At 71.1% G+C, this 12,000-nt stretch carries 11 protein-coding genes; 7 read left to right on the top strand and 4 right to left on the bottom strand.

Annotated features, from left to right (window positions below; all coding sequences use genetic code 11):
• The first annotated feature begins 6 nt into the window (after positions 1 to 6).
• On the top strand, positions 7 to 1,050 hold the full coding sequence (locus FGD68_RS14185) for an NAD(P)-dependent alcohol dehydrogenase (protein WP_237609589.1): 1,044 nt from the start codon (positions 7 to 9) through the stop codon (positions 1,048 to 1,050).
• 20 nt (positions 1,051 to 1,070) lie between these two features.
• Here FGD68_RS14185 and FGD68_RS14180 read toward each other — a convergent pair whose 3' ends face one another.
• From FGD68_RS14180 to FGD68_RS14170, 3 genes are all read right to left on the bottom strand, one after another.
• Positions 1,071 to 1,679, bottom strand: a complete 609-nt coding sequence (locus FGD68_RS14180; protein ID WP_119373543.1) for an NAD(P)H-dependent oxidoreductase — start codon at positions 1,677 to 1,679, stop codon at positions 1,071 to 1,073.
• A gap of 137 nt (positions 1,680 to 1,816) precedes the next feature.
• A complete protein-coding gene (locus FGD68_RS14175) occupies positions 1,817 to 2,926 on the bottom strand; it encodes a PIN domain-containing protein (RefSeq protein ID WP_147361716.1) in 1,110 nt (369 codons plus the stop codon).
• 148 nt (positions 2,927 to 3,074) lie between these two features.
• The gene (locus tag FGD68_RS14170; RefSeq protein ID WP_237609588.1) at positions 3,075 to 4,538 is read right to left on the bottom strand and encodes a dihydrolipoyl dehydrogenase family protein; all 1,464 of its coding nucleotides are present in this window, start codon (positions 4,536 to 4,538) and stop codon (positions 3,075 to 3,077) included.
• Between the two features lie 255 nt (positions 4,539 to 4,793).
• Between FGD68_RS14170 and FGD68_RS14165 the strand changes: the two genes are divergently transcribed.
• From FGD68_RS14165 to FGD68_RS14140, 6 genes are all read left to right on the top strand, one after another.
• A complete protein-coding gene (locus tag FGD68_RS14165; protein ID WP_119372368.1) occupies positions 4,794 to 5,945 on the top strand; it encodes a bifunctional 2-methylcitrate synthase/citrate synthase in 1,152 nt (383 codons plus the stop codon).
• Between the two features lie 62 nt (positions 5,946 to 6,007).
• Positions 6,008 to 7,585 (top strand): methionine--tRNA ligase, encoded by a 1,578-nt coding sequence (gene metG / locus FGD68_RS14160; protein ID WP_119372369.1) that lies wholly within the window; start codon positions 6,008 to 6,010, stop codon positions 7,583 to 7,585.
• A gap of 92 nt (positions 7,586 to 7,677) precedes the next feature.
• A complete protein-coding gene (locus tag FGD68_RS14155; protein ID WP_119372370.1) occupies positions 7,678 to 8,628 on the top strand; it encodes a TatD family hydrolase in 951 nt (316 codons plus the stop codon).
• A complete protein-coding gene (gene rsmA, locus FGD68_RS14150; protein ID WP_119372371.1) occupies positions 8,625 to 9,539 on the top strand; it encodes a 16S rRNA (adenine(1518)-N(6)/adenine(1519)-N(6))-dimethyltransferase RsmA in 915 nt (304 codons plus the stop codon). Before FGD68_RS14155 ends, rsmA begins: the two co-directional genes overlap by 4 nt.
• Before the next feature lie 10 nt (positions 9,540 to 9,549).
• Entirely contained in the window at positions 9,550 to 10,488 is a 939-nt protein-coding gene (locus tag FGD68_RS14145; protein WP_012039056.1) for a 4-(cytidine 5'-diphospho)-2-C-methyl-D-erythritol kinase, read from the top strand.
• Between the two features lie 27 nt (positions 10,489 to 10,515).
• Positions 10,516 to 11,394 carry a DMT family transporter gene (locus FGD68_RS14140; protein WP_237609587.1) on the top strand — a complete coding sequence of 293 codons (879 nt, stop codon included), beginning with the start codon at positions 10,516 to 10,518 and terminating at the stop codon, positions 11,392 to 11,394.
• Positions 11,395 to 11,444: 50 nt separating this feature from the next.
• On the opposite strand, the gene FGD68_RS14135 is transcribed toward FGD68_RS14140, so the two are convergent.
• A complete protein-coding gene (locus tag FGD68_RS14135; protein ID WP_119372373.1) occupies positions 11,445 to 11,948 on the bottom strand; it encodes a CGNR zinc finger domain-containing protein in 504 nt (167 codons plus the stop codon).
• Positions 11,949 to 12,000 lie beyond the last annotated feature (52 nt).

The following is a 12,000-nucleotide window of genomic DNA, read 5'->3' as shown; positions in this document are numbered from 1 at the left end:
GAGGGCATGAGAACCACAGCCCTCCTGTCTCCCGCGGCCGGCCTGCCGCTCCGCCCCACCGAGATCGCGCGCCGCGACCTCCGTCCCGACGACGTCGACGTCCGCGTCACCCACTGCGGCGTCTGCTTCTCCGACCTGCACGCGCTCGACCAGCACGGCCGGGAGGACGCGCTCGTCCCCGGCCACGAGTTCGTCGGGGAGGTGGTGGCCGTCGGATCCGCCGTCACGGCCTTCGCGCCCGGCGACCCGGTCGCGGTCGGCAACATCGTCGACTCGTGCGGCGTCTGCGCGATGTGCCGCGGCGGCCACGAGAACATGTGCGTCGAGTTCCCGACGCTCACCTACGGCGGCCGCGACCGCGTCGACGGATCCACGACCCGCGGCGGCTGGTCCGGCCGCTACGTGGTCCGCGAGTCCTTCGTCTACCGCCGGCCGGCGTCGCTGGATCCCGCCGCCGTCGCCCCGCTCATGTGCGCGGGCGTCACGGTATGGGAGCCGCTGCGGGCCGCGGGCGTCGGCCCGGGCGCGCGCCTCGGGGTCGTCGGCCTCGGCGGCCTCGGCCACCTCGCGGTGCGGTTGGGGAGCGCCCTCGGCGCGGAGGTGACGGTGTTCACCACGAGCGCGGCCAAGGCGGCGGACGCCGAGCGGCTCGGCGCGAGCCGCGTGGTCGTCTCCACCGACCCCGCCGCGATGGCGGCCGCCGCCTCGAGCCTCGACCTCGTGCTCGACACCGTCTCGGCCACCCACGACCTCGGTCCCTACCTGCGCGTGCTCGACCTCGACGGCACGCTGTGCGTCCTCGGCTTCCTCGGCCCGCTCGGGGTCCAGGCGATGGACCTGCTCGGCGGCCGGCGTCGGCTCGCCTCCTCGGGCAGTGCCGGACGACCCGCGACGCAGGACCTGCTCGACTTCTGCGGCGAGCACGACATCACAGCGGAGGTGGAGGTGCTGCCCGCGGCCGAGGTCGCGACCGCGATCGACCGGCTCCGCCGCAACGACGTGCGGTACCGCTTCGTGATCGACATGACGGGGATCGACGACGGCGTCTGATCCCCGCGGCGGGGGCCCGGTCAGGCGGTGCCGACCGCCGCGACGACCTCGGCCACGGCCCGCTCGACCTCGGCGCCCACGGCGTCGCGGTCTCCCGACTCGGAGTCGTGCACGAACGCCAGGACGCCGCGGCGCGCGCCGCAGTAGTCCAGGATCCCGTGGCCGATCTGCGTCTGGAACGACGCGAGGTAGCCGTGCCGGGCGAAGGACGCGCGACCGAAGCCGGCCACGGGCAGGAGGTGCACGGTGAGGCGCTCCAGGTGCGTGTGGACGCGGCCGTCATCGTCGATGTCGAACGCCCAGCCGCCGATGAAGGTGCGGTCGATCCAGCCCTTGAGCAGCGCGGGCATCGACCACCACCACACGGGGAAGACGAGCACGACGTGGTCCACGGCGTCGAGGCGCGCCTGCTCGGCCACGACGTCCGCGGGCGCGGAGGCGTCGCCGGCGTACGCGCCGCGGTCGGCCATGCCGAACACCGGGTCGAAGCCCTCCTGCGCGAGGTGCGCGGTCGTGACACGGGACGCGCCGGGGCCGTCGGACGCGCCGAGCGCGGCCTCGAGCCGGCGGGCGACCTCGTGGGTCAGGGAGTCGGGATCGGGATGGGCCGTGACGATGAGCGCGGTCATGCGTTGCCGGCCTTAGCGTCAGAGTGCGTCTGCTCATTTTGGTGATGAGTAGCTATGTGATTAGTCATGCTGCGACAGGCTAGTGATGAGAACTATGCAAGATGGCTTGAATCAATTTCTGCGGATAGATGAACAATTTAGTTCAGGCCTTCCGGGGCGTCGGTTTGAGCCCACTCAAATTGCATGTCCTCAACACTTCCTATTTGCGCTTCTGTGTCGTACTCGATATGTAGTGTAATTAGGACCTTCCGCGTGGTGTGGACACCAATATAGTGATCATCTACATCTCCGTGCCACCATTCAATGTCAGGGTAGCTACCAGAAAAGTACTCTTGAGTCGACATTTGGGCATCAAACTCGATTACATAAAGGGCGACGCACTCAGCTACCGTTCCCTCTCCAATGCTAATGGTCTGTAGATACTCTGCGGACGCCACAAGGGGATCTTCGAGGTACTGGGGAAGCGTCGCGGGCTGAGTTTCACCTTCAACTAGACCGCCGTCTTGAGCATCGAAGTGTGTTCCCCATTGATACTGGTGCAGCTCGCCTGCATAGGAGATCATCCACTCTTCTAGTTGCGCGTTTCGTTCTGACACGAGGTCCGCCAGGCGGCGCGCCTCCACCGTCGCTCGTGCAATATCAGGAATCACGCGGACCTTATTTGATTGGACTCCAATTTCGTCCAAGTCCGCAATAAGATCGTCGTGGAGGCGAGTCTGACTTTCGTCGAGAAATCCTTTGTCTTTTGTAATAAAGAGGAAGACGTCGTCGGAGTCGGGATCGACGGCCTCAAGAAGATTCTGCCAGATGAGCATGTCTCGAAGCCCTATAGTACCGACGGGCTTATCTAGAAACGGACGCTTCCTATCGAGTTCTCTATGTGCCAAATCTCCTACTGATATAACAGGCATGGGCAAGGCGTGCGTTGAGTTGTGGGCCAGGACTGGGTTCAGGGCCGTCTCGGCGTGGTCCTCGATGGACGATGCTAGGCCGTCGATGGAGTGCCTTAGTATTGAGCCGTCAATCTGTGTCTCATGCTCGAGTGTTCGTATCGCGCGATTCATAGCCCTGATAGCTTCTTGCGCTTCCTCAAGGGCATGTCTTTTGCTTTCAAGAACTACAATCGGTGAGATAGTGACTTGGATTGCTTCGGCGTCCAGTAACGCGATAAAGTGTGTGCTGTATTCGCGCTTTAGAAAGCGGTCGGAGTAAAACGCGTTCGAATCTGGATATAAATGGATAATCATGATTCCATATCACTTCTCGCGAGCTGTGCTTTACGGACGACGTGTTTTAATTGGGGTCAAAGTGATCGAGCCCTCGGAGTGGATGAATCGCATTCCTTCGCTTGTCTCACGCCGTTTATTTAGATGCCTGCCGTTGCTTTCCCGGCTCTCAGTCCAGCTCGCCCGCCCGCTCGTCCTCCTGCAGCAGCCGCCGCGCCGCGATCCCGATGATCGCGCTGTACGTCGGGTACGCGAATCGCACGTGTGCGAGGGTCGCGACGTCGACGCCCGCGGCCATCGCGGTGGTGACCGACTGGATCACCTCGACCGCGTTCTCGCCCACGGCATGCGCCCCGAGGATCAGCTCGCGGCGGCGGTCGGCGATGAGCAGCAGGAAGCCGGCCTCGCGGTCGTCGATCACGGCGCGGTCGACCTCGGCGAACGGGACCCGCGCGACCACGCACGCGCTGTCGCGCTCGCGGGCCTCCGCCTGCGTGAGGCCGACGCCCGCGTAGTCGGGGTCGGTGAAGCCGCCGGCCGGGAGGAGCTGCAGCGGGATCCGCCGGTTGACCCCCAGCACCGCGTTCTCGGCCGCGGCCTCGCCCTCGGACTGGGCCGCCTGCACGAGCATGTCCTTCCCGTTGGCGTCGCCCACCGCGAGGATGTGCGGCACGCGCGTGCGGAGGTACCGGTCGACGGGGATCGCCGAGCGCGCCACCTCGACGCCCGCGTCCTCGAGCCCCAGGTCGTCGACATCGGCGGGCCAGCCGGTGGCCATGATCACCGCGTCGAAGCTGGAGGACTGCGGGCGGTCGCCCGCGCGCCAGAGCAGGGTGATGGATCCGTCACCCGTCTTCGTGAGGCCCGTCACGGTGTCGATGCCGGTGCGCACGCGCACGCCCTGCGCGGTGAACGCGTCGGCGACGGCCTCGGAGATCGCCTCGTCGGATGCCGTGAGCACGCGCGGCGCGACGTCGAGCAGCGTGACCTCGGAGCCGAACGAGCGGAAGACCGTGACGAGCTGCGCGCCCGTGTTCCCGGCCCCGATGACGGCGAGTCGGCGGGGGATCCCCGGCAGCGCGAGCACGTCCTCGGGCACGGTCGCGAGCTCTGCGCCGGGCACGGGCAGGCGCCGCGAGTGGCCGCCGACGCACACGATGATCGAGCCCGCGGTGATGCGCCTGCCGCTGTCGAGCTGGAGCGTGCGGTCGTCGACGAACCGCGCGCGGCCCTCGTGGATCAGCGTCACGCCCGCCGCCTCGAACCGGGCGGCCTCGTCCTTGAGGGAGCGCACCCGGTCGACCTGCGCATGCACGCGCGCGACGATCGACGGCCAGTGCGGCGCGGGCTCGCCCACGCCGATCCCGTTCTCGCCCGCGGAGCGCACCTCGCGCACGAGCCGAGCGGTCTTCGCGAGCACGCGCGTGGGCACGCACCCGGTGTTGACGCACGTGCCGCCGACGCGGCCGGCCTCCAGCACGACGACGGACGCGCCGAGCTCGGCGGCGCGGAGGGCTGCGGCGGTGCCGGCCGGTCCGGCGCCGATGACGGCGACGTCGTAGCGCTCGGGCCCGGTCGCGGCGTCGCTCGGGGCGTCAGCGGTGGGATCGGCGTGGTCGGTGCTCTCGGGCATGGCGTCCTCCGGGTCGGCGCGGCTGCGCGGGCGGCGCCTCGGGTGCGCCTGCTCGTGAGGCTACCGAGCGGATCCACCGGCGGCCCGGGTGCGGAGCCGCCCGTCATCGTGCGGGCGTCGCGGGCCTCCTCCCCAGCCCGCCGCCGTGCGTCCACCGCATCGACGTCCGCGGACCTCGCCGCCGCGCCACGCGCCCCGATACAGTGACGAACGCACCCGGAGGCGACCCGATCCGCCCGACCACGCGGGTGCGGCATGACGCGAAGGAGCACCATGGCCGACATCCGCAAGGGCCTCGCCGGGGTCGTCGTCGACACGACCCGCATCAGCAAGGTCGAGCCGGCCACCAACTCCCTCCTCTACCGCGGGTACCCCGTGCAGGAGCTCGCGGCGCACTGCTCCTTCGAGCAGGTCGCGTACCTCCTCTGGCACGGCGAGCTGCCGAACGACGAGGAGCTCGCGCACTTCGAGAACCAGGAGCGCGCGGAGCGGCAGCCGTCCGCGGCCGTGCTCGGCATCATCGACGCGCTGCCCGTCGACGCCCACCCGATGGACGTCCTGCGTACCGCGGTGAGCGCGATCGGCGCCGCGGATCCCGCGCCCGACGACCACTCGGCCGACGCCGACCTCGAGCGGTCCGTGCGGCTGCTCGCGCAGATCCCGGTGCTCATCGCCTACGACCAGCGCCGCCGCCAGGGCCTCGCCCCCGTCGAGCCGCGCGACGACCTCGGCCTCGCCGAGAACCTGCTCCTCATGGTCCACGGCGCGCGCCCCACCGAGGCCGACGCGAAGGCCATGGAGGTGTCGCTGATCCTCTACGCCGAGCACTCCTTCAACGCCTCCACGTTCACGGCCCGCGTCATCACCTCGACCCTCGCCGACCTGCACTCCGCGGTCACGGGAGCCATCGGCGCGCTCAAGGGCCCGCTGCACGGCGGCGCCAACGAGGCCGTGCTCGAGACCCTCCACGAGATCGGCGACGCATCGCGGGTGGAGGCCTGGCTCGACGAGGCTCTCGCCGCGAAGCGCAAGGTCATGGGCTTCGGCCACCGCGTCTACCGCGCGGGCGACTCGCGCGTGCCCACCATGAAGCACGCGCTCGACGACCTCGTCGCGGTGCGGGCCGAGTCGGGCGGCGAGGCGGGGGAGTCCGCCCGGCGCACCATGGACCTGTATGCCGCGCTCGAGCGCGGCATGGCCGACCGCACGGGGATCCTCCCGAACCTCGACTACCCCTCCGGCCCGGCCTACGCGCTCCTCGGCTTCGAGACCCGTGCCTTCACCCCGCTGTTCGTCGCCGCGCGCGTGGTCGGCTGGACCGCGCACATCGTGGAGCAGCGGGCGTCCAACTCGCTCATCCGGCCGCTCTCCGAGTACGACGGACCCGCCGAGCGCCACCTGTCCTGACCGCCTCCGGAGCCCCGGTCACACGGCCGGGAGCGCTCCCGCCGATCGTTAGGATGGAGCCCATGTCCCGCGGCGAGCCCTTCTACATCACCACGCCGATCTTCTACGTGAACGACGTCCCGCACATCGGGCACGCGTACACCGAGGTCGCCGCCGACGTGCTCGCCCGCTGGCACCGCCAGCGCGGCGACGACACCTGGTTCCTCACGGGCACCGACGAGCACGGGCAGAAGATCCTCCGCACGGCGACGGCGCACGACACCACCCCGCAGGCCTGGGCCGACCGCCTCGTCACCGAGAGCTGGCAGCCGCTGCTCGAGGCCGTCGACATCTCCAACGACGACTTCATCCGCACCACAGACGCCCGCCACGAGGAGTCCGTCAAGGTCTTCCTCCAGCGCCTCCACGACGCCGGGTACATCTACACCGGCGAGTACAAGGGCTACTACTGCGTCGGCTGTGAGGAGTACAAGCAGCCCTCCGACCTCCTCGAGGGCACGGGTCCGTTCGAGGGCCAGCTCGTGTGCGCCATCCACTCGAAGCCCGTCGAGCTGCTCGAGGAGAAGAACTACTTCTTCCGCATGAGCGACTTCGGCGAGCGGCTCCTCGCGTTCTACGAGGAGCGCCCCGACTTCATCCAGCCCGAGAGCGCGCGCAACGAGATCCTGTCGTTCGTCCGCCGGGGCCTGGAGGACCTGTCGATCTCGCGCTCCAGCTTCGACTGGGGCATCCCCATCCCGTGGGACGAGAGCCACGTCGTCTACGTGTGGTTCGAGGCGCTGATGAACTACGTCACCGCCATCGGCTACGGCGTCGACGACGAGCAGTTCCGCCGCCGCTGGCCCGCCACGCACCTCGTGGGCAAGGACATCCTCCGCTTCCACGCCGTCATCTGGCCCGCCATGCTCATGGCGCTCGGCGAGGAGCCGCCCCGCCGCGTCTTCGGCCACGGCTGGCTGCTCGTCGGCGGCGAGAAGATGTCGAAGTCGAAGCTCACCGGCATCGTGCCGCAGACCATCACCGACACCTTCGGCATCGACGCGTTCCGCTACCACTTCATGCGCGCCTTCGCCTTCGGGCAGGACGGCTCGTTCAGCTGGGAGGACCTCAGCGCGCGCTACCAGGCCGAGCTCGCGAACGGCTTCGGCAACCTCTCCTCCCGCGTGATCGCCATGGTCGGCCGCTACTTCGACGGCCGGGTCCCCGAGGCGAACGAGCGCACCGAGGCCGACGAGCGGGTGCTGTCCGTCGCGCGCGCCGCGGCGTCCACCGCGGACGAGGCCATCGAGCGGCTCGCGATCCACGAGGCGCTCGCCGCCGTGTGGACCCTGGTCGACGAGCTCAACGGCTACATCACGAGCCAGGAGCCGTGGGCCCTCGCGAAGAAGGAGGACGGCCGCGCGCGCCTCGAGACCGTGCTGCACACCGCGGTGCGCGGCCTCGGCACGCTCGCCGTTCTGCTCGCGCCCGTGCTGCCCGGCGCCACCGCCAAGCTCTGGACCGCGCTCGGCGGCACCGGCACGGTCGGCCAGCAGCGCATCGACCTCGCCGACGAGTGGACCGGATCCGGCACCGTCACCCCGCTCGAGGCGCCGCTGTTCCCGCGCATCGAGCAGGAGCCGGCGACGCCCGTCGCCTGATCCGCACCCACCCGGCGCGGACGCCGCACCCACCCGGCGCGGACGCCGCGCCCCGCCGGGCGCAGCACCAGCCCGTCGGTAGAGTGAGCGCGATGTCCGACTCCAACTACGTGCGCCAGCGCGACACCTCCTCGGCCCACGGCCAGACGCGCGACCTCACGTACCCGCCGCTGCCCGAGGCGCTCACGGTCCCCGTCTACGACAACCACACGCACCTCGAGATCGCGGACGGCGAGTCGCCCATCGACTTCACCGAGCACCTCGACCGGGCGAGCTCCGTCGGCGTCCGCGGCGTGATCCAGGTCGGCGGCGACCTCGAGACCTCCCGCTGGTCGGCGGAGACCGCGGCGCACGAGCCGCGCATGCTCGCGGCCGTCGCGATCCACCCGAACGAGGCCCCGGCCTACGAGGAGGCGGGCACGCTCGACGACGCGCTCGCCGAGATCCACGAGCTCGCCGGACGCCCGCGCGTGCGCGCCGTCGGCGAGACCGGCCTCGACTTCTTCCGCACGGGCGAGGAAGGGCGTGCCGCCCAGCAGCGCTCGTTCGAGGAGCACATCCGCATCGCCAAGGAGCGCGGCATCGCCCTCCAGATCCACGACCGCGACGCGCACGACGAGGTCGTCGCGACCCTCCTGCGCGTCGGCGCCCCCGAGCGCACCGTCTTCCACTGCTTCTCCGGCGACGAGGACCTCGCCCGGATCTGCGCCGAGAACGGCTGGTACATGTCGTTCTCCGGCACGGTCACCTTCAAGAACGCGGGCGACCTCCGCGAGGCGCTCGCCTTCGCCCCGCGCTCGCTGCTCCTGGTGGAGACGGACGCGCCGTTCCTCACGCCCGTGCCGTTCCGCGGCCGGCCGAACGCGCCGTACCTCATCCCGCACACGCTGCGCGCCATGGCCGCGCACCTCGGCACCGACGTGTCGATGCTCGCCGCGCAGATCTCCTCCAACACCGAGCTCGTCTACGGGCACTGGGATGACGAGCCCGTGACGTCGCCGGCCAAGGACCCCGCCGAGATCGACCCGGCGGGCCGCGCGTGAGCGACGAGACGGCACCCGCCGCGCCCGCGCCCGCCGCCGCTCCGACGCTCCTCGGCCCCGCGGAGATCCGCGACCTCGCGGAGCTTCTCGGCGTCGCGCCCACCAAGAAGCTCGGTCAGAACTTCGTCATCGACGCGAACACCGTTCGCCGCATCGTCCGCGTCGCGCGCGTCGAGTCCGGCACCCACGTCGTGGAGGTCGGGCCGGGCCTCGGATCCCTCACCCTCGGCCTCCTCGAGACGGGCGCGAGCGTCGTCGCGGTGGAGATCGACGGCCGGCTCGCCGAGCAGCTGCCGATCACGGTCGCGCTCTACCAGCCCGACGCCGCGCTCACCGTCGTGCACGAGGACGCGCTCCGCGTCGCCGAGCTGCCCGGGGATCCGACCGCGCTCGTCGCCAACCTGCCCTACAACGTCTCCGTCCCCGTGCTGCTGCACCTGCTCGAGCACTTCCCGGCGATCCGCACGGGCGTCGTCATGGTGCAGGCCGAGGTGGGGCACCGCATCGCCGCGGCGCCGGGATCCAAGGTGTACGGATCCCCGAGCGTCAAGGCCGCCTGGTACGGCGCGTGGCGGACGGCCGGCCAGGTCAGCCGCCAGGTGTTCTGGCCGGTGCCGAACGTCGACTCCGTGCTCGTCGCGTTCGAGCGGCACTCGGAGCCCTTCGCCTCGGAGGAGCTGCGGAAGCGCACGTTCACGATCGTCGACGCGGCCTTCCAGCAGCGCCGCAAGATGCTCCGCCAGGCGCTCGCCGAGCTGCTCGGCGGGAGCGAGGCCGCATCGGCGCTCCTCGAGGCCGGAGGCGTCGCCCCCACTTCGCGGGGCGAGGAGCTGAGCGTCCACGACTACCTCCGCGTAGCCCATGCCTGGGCGGATCGCGAGGCGGACGGAGTGCCTCCCAGCCTCCGCTAGGTTGGATCACATGACCTCCGCGGCCACCACCTCAGATGTGGTGCACGCGCGGGCCCCGGGCAAGATCAACGTCTCGCTCACGGTGGGCGCCCTCCAGGAGGACGGCTACCACGACGTCGCCACCGCCTACCAGGCCGTGGGCCTCTACGAGGACGTGTGGGCCACGAAGGCCGACGGGTTCTCGGTCGAGTTCGGCGGATCGATCGACACGTCGCACCTCACCACCGGCGCCGACAACCTCGCCGTGCGCGCGGCGCGGCTCCTCGCCCGGAGCACCGGCTACCGCGGCGGCGTGCACCTGCGCATCGAGAAGAACGTGCCGATCGCGGGCGGCATGGGCGGCGGATCCGCGGACGCCGCGGCCACCCTCCTCGCCTGCGACACCCTGTGGGGCACCGAGCGCACACGCGACCAGCTGCTCGCCCTCGGCGCGGAGCTCGGCGCCGACGTGCCGTTCGCGCTCGCCGGCGGCACCGCCATCGGCACCGGCCGCGGCGACCGCCTCAGCCCCGCGCTCGCCAAGGGCACGTTCCAGTGGGTGCTCGCCATCGCCGAGTTCGGCGTCTCCACGCCCGACGTCTACGGCGAGCTCGACAAGCACCGCGAGCGCCACGCGCAGGACATCTTCCCGGCGCAGCAGATCCCGCAGGTCGACTCGGGCGTGCTGCAGGCGCTGCGGGCGGGGGATCCGCACATGCTCGCCGAGGTCCTCCACAACGACCTGCAGGCGCCGGCGCTCCACCTCGCGCCCGGCCTCGGCGAGGTGCTGCAGCTCGGCGAGGAGAACGGCGCGCTCGCGGGCATCGTCTCCGGATCCGGCCCCACTGTCGCGTTCCTCGCGGCGGACCTCGACAGCGCGCTCGAGCTGCAGATCGCGCTGAGCGCCGCTCGCCTCACGGTCATCCGGGCGACCGGGCCCGTGCACGGCGCCCGCATCATCACGGGCTGACGCGGGCCGCTCCGCACCATGCGAACGATGCTGCCCCGCGCCATCCGGCCGTCCCGCCCGGAGTGGGCGCTCATCGGCATCACGGCGATCTGGGGCGGCACGTTCCTCGCGGTGCACGTGGCGATGGAGCACAGCGGGCCGCTCTTCTTCGTCGGGCTCCGATTCCTCGCGGCGGGGCTGATCAGCGCGGTCCTGTTCCGCCGGGCCCTGCGCGGGATGCGCCGGATCGACCTCGCGGCCGGGTCGGCGATCGGCGTCATGATCTTCCTCGGCTACGGCCTCCAGACGTACGGGCTGCAGACCATCCCGAGCAGCACGTCCGCCTTCATCACCGCGCTCTACGTGCCGCTGGTGCCGCTCCTCCAGTGGGCCGCGTTCCGGAGGCGGCCGAGCGCGCTCGCCCTGGTCGGGGTCGCGCTCGCGTTCGTCGGGCTGCTGCTCGTCGCCGGCCCCCAGGAGGGCGTGGCGCTCGGCGCGGGGGAGCTGGCGACGCTCGTGAGCACTCTGCCGATCGCCGCCGAGATCATCCTGATCGGGCTGTTCGCCGGGCGCGTGGACGTCGGCCGGGTGACCGTCGTGCAGCTGCTCGTCGCCGGGGCGCTCTCGCTCGCGTGCATGCCGCTGGCCGGGGAGGCGATCCCCGCGTTCTCGTGGGTGTGGCTCGTGGCAGCGGTGGCGCTCGGGGCGAGCAGCTGCCTCATCCAGCTCACGATGAACTGGGCGCAGCGTTCCGTCTCACCGACGCGCGCCACCATCATCTACGCGGGCGAGCCGGTGTGGGCGGGCGTCGTCGGGCGCGTGGCGGGGGAGCGGCTGCCGGCGCTCGCGATCCTCGGCGCGGCGCTCATCGTCGCGGGCACGCTCGTCAGCGAGCTGAGGCCGCGGCCGGCGCGGGAGCCCGTCTAGCGCACAGCTCCCGTCGCGCGGAGGTGGCGGATCAGGTCCTCGGGGTCGCCTCAGTCGCGCACCCGCTGCGCGTGGGCGCGGGCCTTCATCCGGTTGCCGCAGGTCGCCATGGAGCACCACTTGGCGGTGCCCGGGCGGCTGTGGTCGACGAGGAAGAGCTCGCACTCGGCGTTGGCGCACGGGCGGAGGCGGCCGGGGAGCCGCGCCGAGACGGTCGACCAGGCGAGCACGGCGTCCACCGGGAGACGGTCGTCGCGCGGCACGCGCAGCTCCCACACGATGCCGTCGGCGGTGACGCGCGGCGTGCGCACCGCGCCGTCGACCACGGCCGCGAGCTCCGCGACGGCGGCGGGCGCTGCGGCATCGCCGCGGATCACGGTGTGCAGGGCGTCGCGGGTGCGGCGGAGGCGCTCGAGCTCGGCCGTGGTGCCGGTGCCGCCCCACGTGCGGGCGAGCTGGCGGCCGGATGCGCCGGCGAGCCGGTCGTCCCGACGGCCGTCGACCACGGGCGCGCTGTTCAGCAGTGCCAGCAGCAGCTCCTCGTCCGGGTCCATGGGTCCTCGCCTCCTGCGCGCTCGGGTGGCGCGATGGATCCATGCTACCGTC

Origin of the sequence: Clavibacter californiensis (assembly GCF_021952865.1) — a bacterium.
In the GTDB taxonomy this organism is placed as follows: Bacteria; Actinomycetota; Actinomycetes; order Actinomycetales; family Microbacteriaceae; genus Clavibacter; species Clavibacter californiensis.
This window is presented reverse-complemented; position numbering and strand designations above follow the sequence as displayed.

What these genes read in the sequence shown, in the direction of transcription:
- FGD68_RS14185 (WP_237609589.1), top strand. Translation starts at nt 7, where the DNA reads ATGAGAACCACAGCCCTCCTGTCTCCCGCGGCCGGCCTGCCGCTCCGC.
- FGD68_RS14180 (WP_119373543.1), bottom strand. Translation starts at nt 1,679, where the DNA reads ATGACCGCGCTCATCGTCACGGCCCATCCCGATCCCGACTCCCTGACC.
- FGD68_RS14175 (WP_147361716.1), bottom strand. Translation starts at nt 2,926, where the DNA reads ATGATTATCCATTTATATCCAGATTCGAACGCGTTTTACTCCGACCGC.
- FGD68_RS14170 (WP_237609588.1), bottom strand. Translation starts at nt 4,538, where the DNA reads ATGCCCGAGAGCACCGACCACGCCGATCCCACCGCTGACGCCCCGAGC.
- FGD68_RS14165 (WP_119372368.1), top strand. Translation starts at nt 4,794, where the DNA reads ATGACGCGAAGGAGCACCATGGCCGACATCCGCAAGGGCCTCGCCGGG.
- metG (WP_119372369.1), top strand. Translation starts at nt 6,008, where the DNA reads ATGTCCCGCGGCGAGCCCTTCTACATCACCACGCCGATCTTCTACGTG.
- FGD68_RS14155 (WP_119372370.1), top strand. Translation starts at nt 7,678, where the DNA reads ATGTCCGACTCCAACTACGTGCGCCAGCGCGACACCTCCTCGGCCCAC.
- FGD68_RS14145 (WP_012039056.1), top strand. Translation starts at nt 9,550, where the DNA reads ATGACCTCCGCGGCCACCACCTCAGATGTGGTGCACGCGCGGGCCCCG.
- FGD68_RS14140 (WP_237609587.1), top strand. Translation starts at nt 10,516, where the DNA reads ATGCTGCCCCGCGCCATCCGGCCGTCCCGCCCGGAGTGGGCGCTCATC.
- FGD68_RS14135 (WP_119372373.1), bottom strand. Translation starts at nt 11,948, where the DNA reads ATGGACCCGGACGAGGAGCTGCTGCTGGCACTGCTGAACAGCGCGCCC.